Below are 16,493 nucleotides of genomic sequence, written 5' to 3'. Positions count from 1 at the left end.
GCCCGTGCCGCCCGTCGAGTCGCTCCTCGCCTTCGCGCTCGCCTCGGTCGTGCTCGTCGCGATCCCGGGGCCGAGCGTGCTGTTCGTGATCGGCAGGTCGCTGTCGCTCGGTCGACGGGGCGGGCTGCTGAGCGTGGTCGGCAACGAGCTCGGGTCGCTGGTGCCGATCACCCTGGTGGCGCTCGGCGTCGGCTCGGTCGTGGCGCAGTCGGTCGCCGTGTTCACGGTGGTCAAGCTGCTCGGCGCCGCCTACCTGGGGTACCTCGGGGTCCAGGCGATCCGGCACCGCCGCGAGGGCGCCGACGTCGCGGTCGACCCGCGGGTGCGTCCCGCGTCGTCGTGGACCACCCTGCGGCAGGGCTTCGTCGTCGGCGCGACCAACCCCAAGACGATCGTGTTCTTCGTCGCCGCGCTCCCCCAGTTCGTCGACTTCCACGCCGGCGCCGTGCCGTTGCAGATGCTCGTGCTGGGCCTGGTGTTCACGCTCATCGCGCTGGTGCTCGACGGCACCTGGGCGGTGCTGGCCGGCACGGCGCGCGCGTGGTTCGCGCGGTCGCCGCGCCGGCTGTCCGCCGTCCGCGCCACCGGCGGCGGGATGATGCTCGGCCTCGCCGGCACGCTGGTGCTCACGCCCGCGAAGGCCTGAGCGCCGGCCGGCTCAGACGGTGAGCAGCACCTTGGTGGCGCGGCGCTCGTCCATGGCCGCGTAGCCCTCCGCCGCCCTCTCGAGGGGCAGCGTGAGGTCGAAGACCTGGCCCGGGTCGATCTCGCGGTCCCAGATCAGGCGGATCAGCTCGGGCAGGAAGCGGCGCACGGGCGCGGGCCCGCCGTGCAGGTGGATGCCGGCCATGAACATGTCGTCGCCGGGCAGCGCGACGTCGTGGGAGACGCCCACGAAGCCCATGTGGCCGCCGGGGCGGGTCGAGCGCACGGCCTGCATCATCGACTCCTGCGTGCCGACGGCCTCGATCACCGAGTGCGCGCCCAGCCCGCCGGTCAGCTCCTTGATGCGGGCCACGCCCGCGTCGCCGCGCTCCTCCACGATGTCGGTGGCGCCGAAGCGGCGGGCCAGCGCCTGCCGGTCGGCGTGCCGGGACATCGCGATGATGCGCTCGGCGCCGAGCTGCTTCGCGGCGAGGACGCCGAGCAGCCCGACCGCTCCGTCGCCCACGACGGCGACCGTCTTGCCGGGGCCTGCCTCGGCGGCGACGGCCGCGAACCAGCCCGTGCCCAGGACGTCGGAGGCGGCGAGCAGCGACGGCACGAGATCGTCGTCGGGCATGCCGGGCGTCGCGACCAGCGTGCCGTCCGCCAGGGGGATGCGCGCCCGCTCCGACTGGGTGCCGAGGGTGCCCATGAGCACGCGGTGCACGCAGTAGGCCTGGTAGCCGGACTCGCAGATCTCGCAGGTGTTGTCCGACGCCCAGAAGGAGCCGACGACGAAGTCGCCGACCTTGACGGTCCGCACGTCGGCGCCGATCTCCTCGACGACGCCCACGTACTCGTGGCCCATGACGGCGTCGTGGACGTCCTCGACGCCGCGGTAGGGCCAGAGGTCGGACCCGCAGATGCAGGTGGCGGTGACGCGGATGATCGCGTCGGTGGGCTGGATGATCCGAGGGTCCTCGCGCTCGATGACGCGCACGTCGCCGGGGGCGTGCAGGACGACTCCACGCATGGTGGTGCTCCGTTCGTTGGTGTGACTCAGTAGCGGATCGGGGTACGCCGGCGGGCGGCGGAGGTGGCGGCGGAGGTGGCGACGGCCGCGGCGAGCGCCACGGCGACGACGGTGACGAGGCCCAGGGGCAGGATCGTCGCGGCGCCGGCGAGCCCGACCAGCGGGGCGGCCATGCCGCCGAAGCCGAAGCGGACCATGCCGAGCAGGGACGACGCCGTGCCCGCGAGCCGCGGGTAGCCGACGAGAGCGAGCGTCGTCGCGGGCGGGGAGGTCGTGGCCACGCCGCTCGCGAGGGCCAGCAGCGACACGACGATGACCCACAGCGGCGTCGTCGTCAGGCCCGACACCAGCAGCCCGAGCGCGCCGAGGCCAGCGAGCCCGGTGCCGACGGCGAGGGTGCCGGGCACGCTCCAGCGCTCCGCGGCCCGGCCCGCGAGGAACCCGCAGGCCATGAAGCCAGCGGAGTTGAGGCCGAACGCGAGCGCGTACCCCTGCGGGGACAGGCCGTAGATGCCCTGCAGCACGAACGTCGCGCCGGACAGGTACGCGAACAGGGCCGCGTACATGAACCCCTGGTGCAGGACGGCGCCGACGAAGACCCGGTCGGACAGCAGCACGCGGAAGTCCCGACCGATCTGGACGAAGCCGCCGGCGGTGCGGCCGTCGGCGGACAGCGTCTCCGGGAAGGCGACGAGCGCCACGACGAGGATGCCGGCGCCCGCGGCCGCGAGGAACACGAAGAGGCCGCGCCAGTCGGTGACGGTGTTCAGCTGCCCGCCCAGCAGCGGGCCGACGATCGCCGCGAGCCCGCCGACCACGGTGAGGCGGCCGTAGAAGCGGACCAGGGCGCCGCCGTCGTACACGTCGCGGCCCGCGGCCTGCGCGATGACGATGCCGACGCCGCCCGCGAGGCCCTGCACGAAGCGCGCGCCGATCAGCAGCTCCACGGTGGGGCTGACCGCGCACAGCGTCGACGTCGCGACGTACGCGACGACGCCGACCAGCAGGACGCCGCGCCGCCCGTACTGGTCGGACAGCGGGCCCGCCACCAACTGTCCGAGGGCGAGCCCCACGAGGCAGGCGGTCACCGTGAGCTGGGCGACCGACGTCGCCGCCCCGAGGTCCGTGGTGAGCGCGGGCAGCGCCGGGAGGTACAGGTCCATCGAGATCGGGCCGAAGACGGTGAGCAGGAGCAGCAGCGCCGGCAGCACCCGGGCGAACCGGTGCGGCGCGGGCACGACCGTGGCAGGCAGGGCGGGAGCGGGCATGGCACCCAGCGTCCGTCCCTCGGCGACGCGGCGGGAGTCCCTGACGAACCGTGTACCGGCAGTACACCCTTCACGGCCGCCGCGGCACCGCCTGCGTGCCTAGCCTGGACGGCATGGACAACCGAGCCGAGGTGCGCGAGTTCCTCATGTCGCGCCGCGCCAAGGTCACCCCCGACGAGGCGGGCCTGCCCGGGGGCTCGAACCGCAGGGTGCCCGGGCTGCGCCGCAGCGAGGTCGCGATGCTGGCCGGGGTGAGCGTCGAGTACTACGCGAAGCTCGAGCGCGGCGCGATCGCCGGCGCGAGCGCGTCGGTGCTCGACGCCGTGGCGCGCGCGCTGGACCTCGACGACGCCGAGCGCGCGCACCTCCTGGACCTCGCGCGGGCGGCCGACGGCATCCCGACGTCGGGGCGCCCGCGCGGCCGCACCACCCGGCCCGCGGAGCCGCGGCCCAGCCTGCAGTGGGCGCTGGAGGCGATCACCGATGCCGTCGCGTTCGTCCGTGACCCGCGGCAGAACCTGCTCGCGACCAACGCGCTGGGCCGCGCGTTCTACGCCCCCGTCATCGGCGACGGCGGGCGCACGCCCAACCTCGCCCGCTTCCAGTTCCTGGACCCCGCGGCCCGCGACTTCTACCCCGACTGGGACCTGTTCGCGCAGATGTGCGTCGGGGTGATGCGCGCGGAGGCGGGTCGGAACCCGCACGACAAGGCCTTCCAGGACCTGGTGGGCGAGCTGTCCACCCGCAGCGAGACGTTCCGCACGCTCTGGGCCGCGCACGACGTCCGCATCCACGGCACCGGCACCAAGCGCTTCCGCCACCCCGTGGTCGGCGAGCTGACCCTCGCCTTCGAGGAGCTCGCCATCACCGCCGAGCCCGGCCAGGTGCTGCTCGTGTACACCGCGGAGCCCGGCTCGCCGTCCGCCGAGCGGCTGCGGCTGCTGGCGTCGTGGGGGGCCGACGAGGATGCCCGGGGCGTCGCGGCGGGCAGGGTCATCTGAGGCCCGGATCGTGAGCGCAGGTCACGCGTGCCGGGGGTCCTCCACGACGCGAAGCGCACTTGCTCGCGCAGTACCCCACCTTGATTGGCCAGGTGCAACACCGTCGGCATCTCTCGGGTGCGGGTCCCCGCCGTTCTGGCCTGGCAGGATGGCCGGCACTCCCCACGAAGGACGGACACCCATGGCCTACTTCCACCGCACCGGCGCGACGACGTTCCAGCCCACCGAGCACGTCGGCGGCGCCTGGAAGACCGACGAGCAGCACGTGGCCCCCACGCTCGGGCTGCTCACCCACCTGGTCGAGGCGGACCGGGAGAAGCGAGGCCGCGAGGACCTGGCCGCCACCCGGCTGACGTTCGACATCTGGGGCCCGTACCGCCTGGAGGAGATGACCGCCGACGTACGCGTGCTGCGGCCGGGGCGCGGCGTCGAGCTGGTCGAGGCGTCGGTGGCCTGCGCCGGCCGCACGGTCGTGACGCTGCGGGCCTGGCTCACCGCAGTCGGCGACACGACGGCGCTCGAGGGCGGCGCGCCCGCGGCGCTGCCGGGGCCCGACGCGACCCCCGCGTGGGACCCGGGGACGGACTGGCCGGGCGGCTTCGTCGAGTCGATCGAGGCGCGCCGCGCCCTGGCCGGGCCGGGCCGCGGGCACGTCTGGGTCCGCACCGGGCACGCGCTCGTCGAGGACGAGGACGTGAGCGCCCTCGCCCGCACCGTCGGGCTGTTCGACCTCGCGAACGGGATGACGGTGCGGGCCGACCCGCGCCGCGTCGCCTTCCCCAACGTCGACCTCTCGGCGCACCTGCACCGTGCGCCCGAGGGCGGGTGGCTGGGCCTCGACACGACCGTCGTCTTCGGCGCGACGGGCGCCGGCCTCACGTCCAGCGTGCTGCACGACGAGCGCGGCGCGTTCGGCGCCCTCGCGCAGGGGCTCGTGGTCCGGGCCTTCGACGCGCCGTGACCCCCGACGTCCTGCGGGCGCGGGTGGCCGCCGCCTACGACCGTCTCGGTCTGCCGTCCTGGCCCCCGCCCCGGCCCGAGGGTGTGGAACCCCGCGACGAGGAGTACTCGCGGGTCTCCGACCTGCACAAGTACCGGGTGGTGCACGGCCGTGCCGGAGCGTGGACCGAGGTGCTCGGCGCGCTGCCGGGCGTCGTCGTCGAGCGCCTCGGTCCCGTCACCGCGGAGCGGCGCGCGTTCACGCGCGGCGTACGGATCGCCTCTCCCGTGCCGGGCACGCTGCCGGTCGTGCTGCTGGAGCAGGACGCCGGCCCCACGGAGCACGGGGACGGCGTGGACTCGCTCCACGTCGCCGTCCAGGACACCGCCCACCTTCTCGACTACGGCCACCCGGACTGCGGGTGCGACGCCTGCGACCTCGGCTCGAACGACCTGCTCGAGAACATCGACGACCAGATCCTCAGCGTGGTCGCCGGGCCGTTCGCCATGCTGACGGCGCCCCGCTGGACGGCGACCTGGCACCCCGACGGCGGCAGCATGGACGGAGGCACCGGCACGGCGTGGGACTTCGACGACGCCATGCGGGCGTGCCGCCGGCTCGCCGACGGCCGCGACGTCCGCCTGCCCGGGTCCTGCACCGCGCTGGTCGGCCGGTCGTGGCTGGAGGCGACGCACTGACCTAGGGCACACCGCGGCCGCGCGGCGTGTCGTCGCGGCGACCAGGTTGTCTCATCGGGCGCTGTCAGCCGATCCGGAGTCGCGACCGCTGAGCGGGCGCCGTTCCCGCTGAGCACGCGCGTCGCGCCCAGCCGAATCCGGTGCACGCGAGCAGGCGTCGATCCCGTTCCGCCGACATCACGGAAAACGCCAACGTCCGCCGGTCGACGACACGCCGCGTGACACGCCGTCAGGCGACGTCGGCGACCGTGACCGCGGATCGCGAGCCGTCAGGCCGGGGCGTCCTCGCGGGCGTCGTCGACCTTGCGCCGCACGAGCTCGACGATGCGCCCGATGTTGACCGTCCAGCCCACGCCGAAGACGTGCGGGCTGAGGATGTGCTCGCCCTGCGGGTCCCAGACGCGCTCGCGGACACGCTCGACCGTCGGGACGCGGAACTCGTAGGGGACGAACCCGGCGACGGTGCCGTGCCAGGTGCGGTCCTCCTTGTCCTTCTGCAGCTCCTTGGTGACCGCCGCGACGACCAGGCCGACCATGATCAGCTGGAACAGCCCCGGCCCCCGCTTCCGGCCGCGCCCCGGCTTCCCGTGCTGGATCTCCTGCTTCGTGCCCATCTCGGCCTCCGCTCGTCGGCTGTCGGTGTCCCCACCCATCGTGCACCAGGTGCACGTCCCGGGTCAGCGGGCGGGCCGGGTGACCACGACGGCGGCGGCGGCCACGACGCACACGACGACCGTGGTCAGCAGCCCCACGGAGAACGACGTGCCCGCCGCGATGAACCCGACGACGAGCGACCCGAGCCCCGTGCCGGCGTCGAACCCGATGTTCCACACGGCGCTGGCGGTGCTGTGCCGGCGCGCGGGCACGGCCGCGAACGCGGCGACGAGGGTGAGGTTCTGCAGGCTGCCGTAGGAGACGCCGACCATGGTCATCCCCAGCACGAGGAGCACCGGGCGGGGGCCGCCGTCGGCGATCGCCCCCGCGCACACCCCCAGCCCGGCGGCGCAGAACGCGAGCAGCGGCGCGAGGAAGACGCGCGGGCCGAACCGGTCGGCGAGGCCGCCCACGCCCCAGCGGGACAGCGCCGTCGCGGCCGTGAAGCCGAGCAGCCCCGCCACCGCCGCGCCCGCTCCCCCGGCGAACTGCGGCGCGAACGTCAGCAGCGCGCCGCCGGGCGTCGTCACCGCGAGCAGCACGAGCGACGGCATGACCAGCGCGAGAAGGACGCGACCGCGCCCCGGCCCGCCGTCGTCGACGGGCCGCCCGGCGCGCGCGGCGTCGCCGTCGAGGCACCGGCCGAGCAGGACGGCGAACGGCACGGCGAGCACGGGCAGCGCGCCGAGCGCGAAGACCACGCGGAAGTCGAGCGTCTCGGCGATCCACGCGGCGCTGGGGACCAGCACCAGCTGCGGGAACGCGATCGACAGCCCGTACAGCCCGATCGCGCGGCCGTGCCGCGGCCCGTCCACCAGGGCGGCCACGGCGCTCGACCCGCAGACGGTCAGCACGGCGAACCCCATGCCGCGCACCGCCGAGAGCCCGAGCAGCCACCCGAGCTGGTCCGTGGCCATGAACAGCAACGACGGCGCGCCGAGCAGCACCACGCCCGCCGTCATCGTGAGCCGCCAGCCCACCCGGCGCAGCAGCCACGGCACCGTGGTCTGCGTGAGCACGGTGGCGAGCATGAGCACCGCGTTGACGAGCCCGGCGCCGCCCTCGCCCGCGCCGCCGTGCACCGCCCACAGCGGCGCCGCCGGCAGCAGCAGCGCGTACCCCGAGAAGCCCAGCGCCGACATCGCGAGCAACGGCCGGAACCCCGGCACGCGCGCGACGGACGACGAGGGCTGAGGGGCGGGACGACGCATCGGGCGAACCTATCGCGCGGTCCACGCCGCGCCGCCGGGCGGTCAGCCCCCGACCAGCGCCTCCCCCAGCGGCGTGCGCTCGTGCAGGACCCGCGGGCCGTCGCGGCGCGAGTCGACCAGCCGCGCGGCGCGCAGCAGCCCCAGGTGGTGCGACGCCGTCGACACGGCGAGCCCGCCGGCGGCGGCGACCTCGCTCGTGGACAGCGGGCCGCGCAGCGCGAGCAGCACGCCCGCCCGTCCCGCCCCGAGCAGGTCCGCGAGCGCCCCGGACTGGTCCGGGGCGCCGTCGGACCACCGCTCGGAGACCCCCAGCGCCGGATAGAAGAGCGTCGGCTGCGCGGGCGGCTCGGTGACCACCGAGCAGCGCGGCGCCATCACGGACGGCACCAGCACCAGGCCGCTGCCCGCGCAGTCGAGCACCTCGCCGTGCAGCCGCAGTCGCACGTGCACCGCGTCGGGGGCCCAGGCCACGGCCTCGTGCAGGGTCTCGACCATCGTGCCCAGCCCGTGCGTCGTCACACGGCGGGAGCGGGCGCCGATGTCCGCGCGCAGGATCCGCTCGAGCTGCCGCCACGACGGCGCGAGCACCGCGTCCCACACCTGCCGCCAGGCGTCGACGGCGAGGCCGCGGGCGTGCGCCGGGTCGTCGGCGAGGGCCTGCAGCAGCCGCCGGTCCGCGCCGTCGGTGCGGTCGACGCGCTTGAGCAGGTCGACCCGCAGCGGGCCGAGGTCGGCCTCCCGGAGGCGTTCGAGCTCCTCGTCGGGGCCGAGGTCCCAGCCGGGCGTGGAGGTGAGGAAGTCCGGCAGGTACCCGTCGGCGCCGACCAGCAGGGTCAGCAGCGCGAGGGGGCGCGCCGGGGCGCGGCCCCGCGCCGTGCGGAGCCACCCCCACTGCAGCGGGTGGTACGCGGGCTGGGCCAGCACGCGCACCGCGTGCGCCAGCTCGTGGCCGGGCGAGACGCCGAACCGGATCGCCGAGACGTCGTCGGGCGCGAGGCGGAACTCCACGACGTTCCTGCGCGAGCGGCTGTCCACGGCCACACCGTAGCGTCGGCGGACCGTGGTGGGACGGCGGCCTCCTCGAGCGGGTCCCGCCGTACCTGGCGATCCTGCACGCGGACGCGGAGCTGATCGTCGTCGTGCCCGACGACCCTGCCGCGACGACGTCGTACCACCCGGGCGGACTCATCTCAGCAGCCCGTTGATCCGGTCGTTCACCTCCGTGAGCGTGGAGACGTCGCGGTCGCCGATGTAGATCTCGTCCATGATCGGCTGGACGATCGCCTCGATGGAGCCGAACGAGTCCGTCACCGGGAAGTACAGGGTGTTCCCGTCCTCCACGAGGTCCGTGAACACGGAGACGTCGAGGCCTCGCTCGGCGAACGCCTCGACCGCGGCCTCGGTGCCGGCGGGCCGCGCCGGGAAGACCACGCCCGCCTCCCCCACGATGCGCTGGCAGTCGTCGGACCCGAGGAACTCCACCCACCGGGCGGCCTCCTCGGGGTCCTCGGACTGGGCGCTGATCGAGTCGGCGAGCCCGTTGTACATCGACACCGGGTGGCCCACCGGGCCGCTCGGCAGGGAGGCGATCCCCAGGTCCACGCCCTCCAGGTTGGCGTAGGTGCCGAGCATCCAGGACCCGTTCGCGGAGATCGCCGCCCGGCCCGAGCCGAGCGCCTGCTGCGGGTTGGGCTCCGTGCCGACCTCCTCGAACGGCGCCATGTACCCCTTCTCCACCAGGCCGAACAGCCACTCCAGGGAGTCCTGCACCCGCGGGTCGTCGAAGTGGTACTCCGTGCCCCACACGTCCTTGTCGGTGAACTTCCAGCCGGTCGCGCCCGCCAGCCAGGACCAGGTGGTCTGCCCGGCGGTGCCGCCCGCTCCGTTCGAGGCCAGACCGTAGACGGCGACGTTGTCGGGGTCGAAGCCCTCCTCGTCGCCGCGGACCCCGTTCTCGTCCACGGTGAGGTGGGCGAGCACCTTCTCGAAGCTGCCGCCGTCCTGGGGGTCCCAGTCGAGGCCCTCCAGGTCCTCCGGGCGCAACCCGGCCTCCTCGATCACGTTCGTGTCGTAGAACAGCGCGACGGTGTCGAAGTCCTTCGGCATGCCGTACTGCCCACCGTCCTGCCCCACCCACAGGTCCGGGAGCCCCTCCTGGAACTCGCCGTAGTCGACGTCGGCCGTGGCGTCCAGGGTGTTCAGGTCGCGGAGCAGGCCCTTCTGGGCGAAGCCCGGGTACTGGGTGAGGTGGTCGGTGAAGACGTCCGGACCCGCCCCGGCCACGAACGCCGCGGTGAGCTTGCGCCAGTAGTCGTCGTACCCGTACTGGCTGATCCGCACCTGCAGGTCGGGGTTCTCCTCCTCGAAGGCGTCCGCGCAGCGCTGGTAGGCGGGCAGCTGGTTCGCGTCCCACAGCCAGTAGTCCAGGGTGACCGAGCCCTCGGCGGCGCCCGGTTCGGCGGGGCTCGCGCACCCGGCCAGGACGAGGGTGCCGGCGGTGAGCGCCGCGGTCAGGGTGGCCGTCGTCCGACGTGCGTGATTCATGGTCTGCCCCTCACTTGATCCCGCTGAAGCCGATGGAGTTGACGATCCGCTTCGCGAACGCGAGGAAGAGCAGGATCATCGGCAGCGCCGCCACCAGGGTCGCGGCCATCAGCCCGGCCCAGTCCGGCCCCGTCTGCGGGGTCTGCGCGGTGAAGTTGCCCAGCGCCACGGTGAGCACCCGGGACTCGTCGGTGTACGAGACCATCAGCGGCCAGAAGTAGTCGTTCCACGACCCGATGTAGGTCAGGATCGAGATCGTCGCGATGGGCCCCACCGACATCGGGATGATGAGCGCGAAGAACACCCGCACCTTGCTGGCGCCGTCGATGAGCGCGGCCTCCTCCACCTCGGTGGAGACGTTCATGAAGAACTGCCGCAGGAAGAAGATCGCGAACGGCGTCATGAACAGCCCGGGGAGCATGATGCCGAGCAGTGTGTCGATCAGGCCCAGGTCCCGGATCAGGATGAAGTTCGGCAGCAGGGTGAAGATCACCGGCACCATCAGCGACAGCAGGAAGACGCCGAAGACGACGTTGCGGCCCCGCCAATGCAGCCGGGAGAACGCGTACGCGGCCATCGCGGAGAAGAACACCTGGCAGACGGTGACCACCGTGGCCACGATCACCGAGTTGCGCAGGTAGAGCCAGAAGTCGATGGACGCGCCGGAGCCGCCCTGCGCGATGGCCTCCTCGGTGGTCTGGAGGCCGAAGACCCGCTCGAACCCGCCCCAGCTGAAGTCGGCGGGCAGCAGGGACGTGGAGTTGGCGTACAGGGCCCCGTTGCTGGACAGCGCCGTGCGCAGGATCCAGTAGAAAGGGAACAGCGTGATGAGCAGCAGCAGGATCATCACCACCCAGGCCAGCACCCGGCCGACGCTGGGTGGGCGGCGTCGGCGGCGCACGGCCGCCGGGGGCGGCGGGGCGGACACCCCGGTGGTCGTCGGTTCGGCTGGCGCCGTCGTGGTCCCGGTCATGGTCTCCGCCCTCCTAGTTCAGGTCCGTCTGGCCGGCCCGCGTCACGCGGTACTGGAAGAAGGTGACCACCACCAGGATCAGCAGCATGGCCACGCTCAGTGCGGACGCGTACCCGAAGTCGAACTGGGCGAACGCCTTGTCGTAGATGTAGAGCTGCAGCACCCGGCTGGCGTCCACCGGACCGCCGTTGGTGGTGACCGCCACGGTGTCGAACACCTGGAACGACCCGATCACGGAGATGATCAGCACCAGCCCGAGGATCGGACGCAGCAGCGGCACCGTGATGCGGAAGAACATCCGCAGCTCGGACGCGCCGTCGACCCGGGCCGCCTCGTACATGGTGGGCGGGATGGTCTGCAGGCCGGCGAAGATCAGCAGCGCGGTGTAGCCCATGTGCCGCCAGACGTTCACCGCGGCGATGGTCGGGATGGCCCAGGTCTCGTCGGTGAAGAACCCGATGCGGTCGAGCCCGACCCACTCCAGCAGCTGGTTCCCGATGCCGAGCTGGTAGTCGAGGATCCACAGGAACACCAGGGCGGCGACCACGTTGGAGACCAGGTACGGGGCGAGCACCAGCGAGCGCAGCAGCGTGGAGCGGCTGAGCCGCTGCATCAGCACGGCGATCACCAGGGCCACGACCGTCTGCAGCCCGATGTTGATGACCACGTAGAGCAGCGTCACGCGGACGGCGTTCCAGAACACCGGGTCCGCGACCATCTCGCGGTAGTTGTCGAGGCCCACGAACTGGGCCGGGCTGAGCAGGTCCCACGACGTGAAGCTCAGCCAGATGCCGCGGACCAGCGGCCAGAAGTAGAAGACCAGCAGGCCGATGCTGGCCGGCAGGATGAAGAGCAGGGCGAGCCGGGTGTCGTCCCGGCGGCCCGACCGTCGGACGGTCGGTACGGGTGGCGCGGTCGGTGCAGCCATCAGGTTCCTCCTTGCGTCGTTGCAAGCAGTGCTCGGACAGTGCGGTGCGGCCCGGCGTCGGGGACGACGCCGGGCCGCGGGTGGTGCTCAGTCGCGCGCGGGGCGGCTCCCGAAGTCCGGGATCGGCAGGCGCTCGCCACCGGCCAGCGCCGACGCGTGCGCCACGATGCCGGGGGCCGTGAACTTCGCGGAGAGCCAGGCGTCCACGGGCGCGTGCTCGCCCGTGACCACGGCGCGCACGAAGTCGTCGGCGAGGAAGTGGTGCGAGCCCTCGTGCCCGTTCGGCGCGTCGGCGTAGGTGGCGGGCAGCCGCGTCCGGTCGTGCACCGGCGCGGAACCCGAGGTGAACGCCTCGCGCAGCGCAGGGTCGACGTCGGCGAGGTCCGCGTCGTCGCCCCCGCCCCGGACCGGGACGAAGTCGGCGGACACGTCCGTGGACGTCTCCTTGTCGTTCCACACGCTCTGGTGGGCGAGCTGCTCGAAGCTGGCCTCGGTGCCGAAGAAGCGGAACCGCGACTCGCGGATGTGCGAGGGGTAGCCCACCCGGCGCATCTCGTTGGTGCGCATCGCGCCGCCGTCGGCCAGCTCGAACAGCGCCGTGGCGTTGGAGAAGCTGTTCCCGAACTGGCTGACCTCCCGGTCGAAGACGCCGTCGCCCCGGCGGTCCTCCACGCCGATGCAGCTCACGCTCACCGCGCGGGTGGGCAGCGCACCGAGGACGCCGCCGATCGCGTGCGTCGGGTAGAGCATGGGCGGGTAGCTCGCGGTGGCCTTCCAGTTCTCGCCGCCGCTGTACTGGTACGCGGCGTAGAAGCCGAGGTCCATGTCGTGCACGTAGTCGCCCTCGGCGTAGAAGACCTGGCCGAGCGCGCCCTCGCGGACCTTCTCCCGGACGAAGACGGTGGCCGGGTTGTAATAGCTCGTCTCGCCCATCATGTAGGTGAGCCCGGTGCGCTCGACGGCGGCGATGATCGCCTCGATGTCGGTGATCTCGGTGGCCATCGGCACGGCCGAGTAGACGTGCTTGCCGGCCTCCAGCGCCGCCAGCACCAGCGGCGCGTGGGTCCAGCGCTGGGTGAAGATGGCGACGGCGTCGACGTCCGAGTCGAGCATCTCCTCGAAGCTGTCGACGACGGTGGCGCGGTCGTAGCGGTCGGCCAGCGACTTGGCCCGCTCCGGCACCAGGTCGGTGATCGTGAGCCGGTCGACGTTCGGGTGCAGGTCCCAGAGCGTCGCGAAGCTGCGTGAGAACTGGCCCGCGCCGACGATGCCGATGCTGATCGAGCCGGCATCCTCTGCGAGCGGGGCGGTCGGGTCGAGGGGAAGTGCGGACAACGGTGCCTCCTGCTGGTGTGTCGGGTCAGGCCAGGTCGGTGCGGTACGGCGGCGGGTCGACGAGCATCCACTGGCACGCGACGACCGCCGCGCCGCGGGCCCACTCGTCGAAGCCGGAGGAGAACGTCACCACGGTGGGGCGGGTGGCGTGGGGGTCGAGGTGGTCGGCGAGCGCGGCGTCGAGGGACGGACGGGCGTGGGCGAGCATGCCGAGGCCGTCGCCGGCGAGGATCACGGCGGGCAGGCCGAGCGTGTTCGCGAGCTGGGCGATCAGCACCCCCAGGGCGCGCCCGGCGTCGGCGAAGACGCGCAGCGCGACCGCGTCGCCGTCGTCCGCCAGCGCGAGGGCGGCGTCCAGGTCCAGGTCGGCCCGCCCGCGCGGCACCCCGATGCCCTGGGTGATGGCCGCCGTGGTGAGGAACGCCGACGCGCAGCCGCGGTGCCCGCGCTCGCACACCGGCCCGGAGTCCGCGACCCGCATGTGCCCGATCCGGCCGACCCTGCCCGACGGACCGGCGAGCACCCGGTCCTCGATGACGATGCCCAGCCCGACGCCGACGCCGACGGTCAGCACGGCGAGGTCGCTCATGCCGCGGCCGGGGCCGGACCACTGGACCCCGGCCGTCAGGGCCCGGGCATCCTCGCTGAGCACGGTGGGGATCCCCGTCGCCCGCTCGAGGATGCCCGCGAGGGGCACCTCGTCCCAGCCGAGGAAGGGGTTGTGGCGCACGGTGTCGTCGAACCGGGACATCCGGCCGGCCAGCCCGACGCCGAGCGCCTGGATCTCCCCCGGCTCGCGCAGTTCGTTCACCAGTTCAAGGATCTGCGCGACGACGGTCTCCTGCTCGACGTCGGCGAGGTCGCGGTGCCCGGACGCCTGCACGAGGCCGGCGGCGTCCGTGCGGACCGCGAACACCTCGTCCGACGTCACCTTGACGCCGATGAACAGGTGGCGCCCGGCCAGCAGGACCAGCGGGACGCCCGGGCGCCCCCGGCTCTCGCCCGGGACCGCCGGTTCCTCGGCGATCCGGCCCGCATCCTCAGCGACCAGCCCGGCGGCCAGCAGCGGCTGCGTGGTCTTGGTGATGCTCGCCGGGGAGCGCTCGAGGCGCCGCGCGAGCTCCGCCCGGGAGAGCGGCCCGGCCAGGAGCAGGGCGCGCACGACCGCTCGGGCGGAGGGCTCCAGGGAGCCGAGGCGGGGAACGTCTGCGCGGCGCTGCACGCCCCGAGCCTGACGCCTATTCCTTCACCGTGTCAATGAAATGCCGAAAACTCCCGCGCTGGTGCTCGCCCTCCTCGAGGAGCGCGACGACCCGGTGGACGCCGTCGTGCACGCGTTCGACTCCGCGGCCCGCGACCTCGTGGCGTCCGGTGACGCGGACGTCTTCGCCGCGTGGGTCGAGGGCGCGTTCCTGCTCGCCCGCACCACCCGCGACCCGGAGCCGATGCGTTCCGCAGGGCGCACGCTGGCCGCCCAGCTCGCCGCGGCCCGCTGACCCTCGACCTAGCGGGTCTTCCTTTCGACGTCGGTCGAAACGCTCGTGGCCCGGCGCGGGGAGCCCGAGGCTGGGGACACGCCGCGGGCAGCCGCCCGGGGCGCACACCGCACCTCGAGGGAGAGCCACCATGGCCGCCGTCGTCCCCGCCGACACCATCCGCATCCCGGGCTCGCGCACGCTGCGCTTCGAGGGAGGCGATCATGGCTCCGGCGTGTCGTTCTTCCTCGTCACGAACGACCCCGGCAAGGGCCCGGACCTGCACCGCCACCCCTACACGGAGACGTGGTCGGTGCTGGAGGGCGAGGCGACCATCCGCATCGGCGCCGAGACCGTCGTCGCCCGCGCCGGGGACACCGCCGTCGTCGGGCCCGACGTCTGGCACGGCTTCACGAACACCGGCACCGGCGTGCTGCGCATGATGTGCATCCACGCCTCCGCCACCATGATCCAGGAGAACAAGAGCGAGGAGCACCGCTGATGTCGTTCCAGGCCTACCTCGACACCGTCGAGACGAAGACCGGGCTCACGCCGCGCCAGATCGTGGACGCCGCCGCCGCGCAGGGCCTCGGCCCCGAGAGCAAGACCATGGCCGTCGTCGCCTGGCTCAAGGAGACGTACGGGATCGGGCACGGGCACGCGCAGGCCATGGCGCACGTGATCGTCAAGGGCGACCGGATCGGCACCAAGCACGTCGGGACCGCCGGCTCGCACCGCGACGCGAGCGACCGGCTGTGGCTCGACGGCAAGGACTCGCGGCCCGCGGACTGGTGAGAGCGGGCCTGACACCGGTCAGTCGCCCGGCCACTCCCCCGTCCAACGCTCGAACGCGCGGGCGCCGCCGCGGTCGATGGCCGCCTTCACGACGGAGAAGATCGCGCCCTGCAGCAGCGACGCGAGCAGGATCTCCCGCATCCGGTACTCGGACTGCAGCGGCGTGGGCGCGTCGTCGGGGTGCCCGGGCGCAACCCGCTTGTAGACCTGCTTGAAGACCTGCCCCGCCACGATGCCGCCGACGATCGAGCTCACGATGCCCACCGGCCGGTACAGGATCTTCGCCGCCTTGCTGCCCGACTTCTCGGTCCGGATCACGTCGTTGTCCTCGCTCATCCCCCGACGCTAGGCCGGGCCGGGCCGTCCCGCACGGGGCGCCGCCCGACGCCGGCCGCGCGTTGGTTACAGTGCCAGGGTCGCCCGCCGGTACCTGCCACGACGCCCCGCTCGAAGGAGGACGCATGATCCGCACCGTGCGCCCCCTGCTGACGAGCCGTCGCGGGCGCCTGGCCGGGGTGCTGCTGGTGCTCGCCCTCGTCGTGGGCGTCGTCCTCATGCACGCCATGAGCGGCTCTTCGACCCGGCACGCCGCCCACCACGCCCCTGCCGCCGTGGTGGTTCAGGCGCACACGACGCCGGGCACGACGGCGGCCGCCCCCGCAGACAGTGCGCACGCCGGTGCGCCGGTCGTCCAGGACGCCGGCGCCCCCTCCGGCTGCGGTACCGGCGGCTGCAGCGGGCACGAGATGGTCACGGCCATGTGCCTCATGATCCTGGCGGTGCTGCTCACGCTCGTCGGCCCCGTGCCGCGCGCCCTGCTGCGCGCCGAGGGCCCGCGCCTCGTGGCACGGGTCCCGCTCCCGGTCGAGGCCCGCCCGGCGGCCGGCCCCAGCCTGCACGCCCTCGGGATCTCTCGGACGTAGGACCGCCCGGGCCCGCCCCCCGGACCGGGGCGGAGGCCCACCGCGGATCCCACGAGAGACCCCGAGAAAG

General features: G+C 73.6%; 19 protein-coding genes. 8 read left to right on the top strand and 11 right to left on the bottom strand.

Annotated elements, in window-relative coordinates:
- Positions 1–4: 4 nt before the first annotated feature.
- Positions 5–646 (top strand): LysE family translocator, encoded by a 642-nt coding sequence (locus ACQP6G_RS03895; protein ID WP_429762891.1) that lies wholly within the window; start codon positions 5–7, stop codon positions 644–646.
- A 12-nt stretch (positions 647–658) separates the two neighbouring features.
- Here the strand turns inward: ACQP6G_RS03895 and ACQP6G_RS03890 are convergent, their stop codons facing one another.
- Positions 659–1,678 (bottom strand): zinc-dependent alcohol dehydrogenase family protein, encoded by a 1,020-nt coding sequence (locus ACQP6G_RS03890; RefSeq protein ID WP_429762890.1) that lies wholly within the window; start codon positions 1,676–1,678, stop codon positions 659–661.
- Positions 1,679–1,704: 26 nt separating this feature from the next.
- The gene (locus ACQP6G_RS03885; protein WP_429762889.1) at positions 1,705–2,946 is read right to left on the bottom strand and encodes a multidrug effflux MFS transporter; all 1,242 of its coding nucleotides are present in this window, start codon (positions 2,944–2,946) and stop codon (positions 1,705–1,707) included.
- Between the two features lie 113 nt (positions 2,947–3,059).
- Between ACQP6G_RS03885 and ACQP6G_RS03880 the strand changes: the two genes are divergently transcribed.
- The 3 genes from ACQP6G_RS03880 (at position 3,060) to ACQP6G_RS03870 (ending at position 5,585) form a co-directional block, all read left to right on the top strand.
- Positions 3,060–3,947 (top strand): helix-turn-helix domain-containing protein, encoded by an 888-nt coding sequence (locus ACQP6G_RS03880; protein WP_429762888.1) that lies wholly within the window; start codon positions 3,060–3,062, stop codon positions 3,945–3,947.
- A gap of 181 nt (positions 3,948–4,128) precedes the next feature.
- Entirely contained in the window at positions 4,129–4,908 is a 780-nt protein-coding gene (locus tag ACQP6G_RS03875; protein WP_429762887.1) for a thioesterase family protein, read from the top strand.
- Positions 4,905–5,585 carry a DUF6226 family protein gene (locus ACQP6G_RS03870; RefSeq protein ID WP_429762886.1) on the top strand — a complete coding sequence of 227 codons (681 nt, stop codon included), beginning with the start codon at positions 4,905–4,907 and terminating at the stop codon, positions 5,583–5,585. The genes ACQP6G_RS03875 and ACQP6G_RS03870 overlap by 4 nt, the downstream gene beginning before the upstream one ends.
- A gap of 269 nt (positions 5,586–5,854) precedes the next feature.
- On the opposite strand, the gene ACQP6G_RS03865 is transcribed toward ACQP6G_RS03870, so the two are convergent.
- The 8 genes from ACQP6G_RS03865 to ACQP6G_RS03830 form a co-directional block, all read right to left on the bottom strand.
- Complete coding sequence (locus tag ACQP6G_RS03865; protein ID WP_429762885.1) at positions 5,855–6,199, bottom strand: DUF5808 domain-containing protein; 345 nt, start codon at positions 6,197–6,199, stop codon at positions 5,855–5,857.
- Positions 6,200–6,262: 63 nt separating this feature from the next.
- The gene (locus ACQP6G_RS03860; protein ID WP_429762884.1) at positions 6,263–7,450 is read right to left on the bottom strand and encodes an MFS transporter; all 1,188 of its coding nucleotides are present in this window, start codon (positions 7,448–7,450) and stop codon (positions 6,263–6,265) included.
- A gap of 42 nt (positions 7,451–7,492) precedes the next feature.
- On the bottom strand, positions 7,493–8,485 hold the full coding sequence (locus ACQP6G_RS03855; protein WP_429762883.1) for an ArsR/SmtB family transcription factor: 993 nt from the start codon (positions 8,483–8,485) through the stop codon (positions 7,493–7,495).
- A gap of 150 nt (positions 8,486–8,635) precedes the next feature.
- Positions 8,636–9,994: an ABC transporter substrate-binding protein gene (locus ACQP6G_RS03850; RefSeq protein ID WP_429762882.1), complete on the bottom strand. Its 1,359-nt coding sequence runs from the start codon at positions 9,992–9,994 to the stop codon at positions 8,636–8,638.
- Positions 9,995–10,004: 10 nt separating this feature from the next.
- On the bottom strand, positions 10,005–10,967 hold the full coding sequence (locus tag ACQP6G_RS03845; protein ID WP_429762881.1) for a carbohydrate ABC transporter permease: 963 nt from the start codon (positions 10,965–10,967) through the stop codon (positions 10,005–10,007).
- Between the two features lie 13 nt (positions 10,968–10,980).
- A complete protein-coding gene (locus tag ACQP6G_RS03840; protein WP_429762880.1) occupies positions 10,981–11,895 on the bottom strand; it encodes a carbohydrate ABC transporter permease in 915 nt (304 codons plus the stop codon).
- Between the two features lie 87 nt (positions 11,896–11,982).
- Positions 11,983–13,230, bottom strand: coding sequence for a Gfo/Idh/MocA family protein (locus ACQP6G_RS03835; RefSeq protein WP_429762879.1), 1,248 nt, complete (start codon positions 13,228–13,230; stop codon positions 11,983–11,985).
- Positions 13,231–13,255: 25 nt separating this feature from the next.
- Complete coding sequence (locus ACQP6G_RS03830) at positions 13,256–14,452, bottom strand: ROK family protein (RefSeq protein WP_429762878.1); 1,197 nt, start codon at positions 14,450–14,452, stop codon at positions 13,256–13,258.
- A gap of 40 nt (positions 14,453–14,492) precedes the next feature.
- Here ACQP6G_RS03830 and ACQP6G_RS03825 point away from each other — a divergent pair, with 40 nt between their 5' ends.
- From ACQP6G_RS03825 to ACQP6G_RS03815, 3 genes are all read left to right on the top strand, one after another.
- The gene (locus ACQP6G_RS03825) at positions 14,493–14,726 is read left to right on the top strand and encodes a hypothetical protein (protein ID WP_429762877.1); all 234 of its coding nucleotides are present in this window, start codon (positions 14,493–14,495) and stop codon (positions 14,724–14,726) included.
- 130 nt (positions 14,727–14,856) lie between these two features.
- A complete protein-coding gene (locus tag ACQP6G_RS03820; RefSeq protein ID WP_429762876.1) occupies positions 14,857–15,207 on the top strand; it encodes a cupin domain-containing protein in 351 nt (116 codons plus the stop codon).
- Entirely contained in the window at positions 15,207–15,500 is a 294-nt protein-coding gene (locus tag ACQP6G_RS03815) for a DUF4287 domain-containing protein (RefSeq protein ID WP_429762875.1), read from the top strand. The genes ACQP6G_RS03820 and ACQP6G_RS03815 overlap by 1 nt, the downstream gene beginning before the upstream one ends.
- 18 nt (positions 15,501–15,518) lie before the next feature.
- Here the strand turns inward: ACQP6G_RS03815 and ACQP6G_RS03810 are convergent, their stop codons facing one another.
- Positions 15,519–15,836 (bottom strand): DUF4235 domain-containing protein, encoded by a 318-nt coding sequence (locus tag ACQP6G_RS03810; RefSeq protein ID WP_429762873.1) that lies wholly within the window; start codon positions 15,834–15,836, stop codon positions 15,519–15,521.
- 125 nt (positions 15,837–15,961) lie between these two features.
- Between ACQP6G_RS03810 and ACQP6G_RS03805 the strand changes: the two genes are divergently transcribed.
- On the top strand, positions 15,962–16,423 hold the full coding sequence (locus ACQP6G_RS03805) for a hypothetical protein (protein ID WP_429762872.1): 462 nt from the start codon (positions 15,962–15,964) through the stop codon (positions 16,421–16,423).
- Positions 16,424–16,493: the final 70 nt, after the last annotated feature.

Source organism: Isoptericola nanjingensis, assembly GCF_050311635.1.
Classification (GTDB): domain Bacteria; phylum Actinomycetota; class Actinomycetes; order Actinomycetales; family Cellulomonadaceae; genus Isoptericola; species Isoptericola nanjingensis.
Note: the sequence above shows the minus strand (reverse complement) of the source record. Positions and strands in the feature narration are given on the sequence as shown.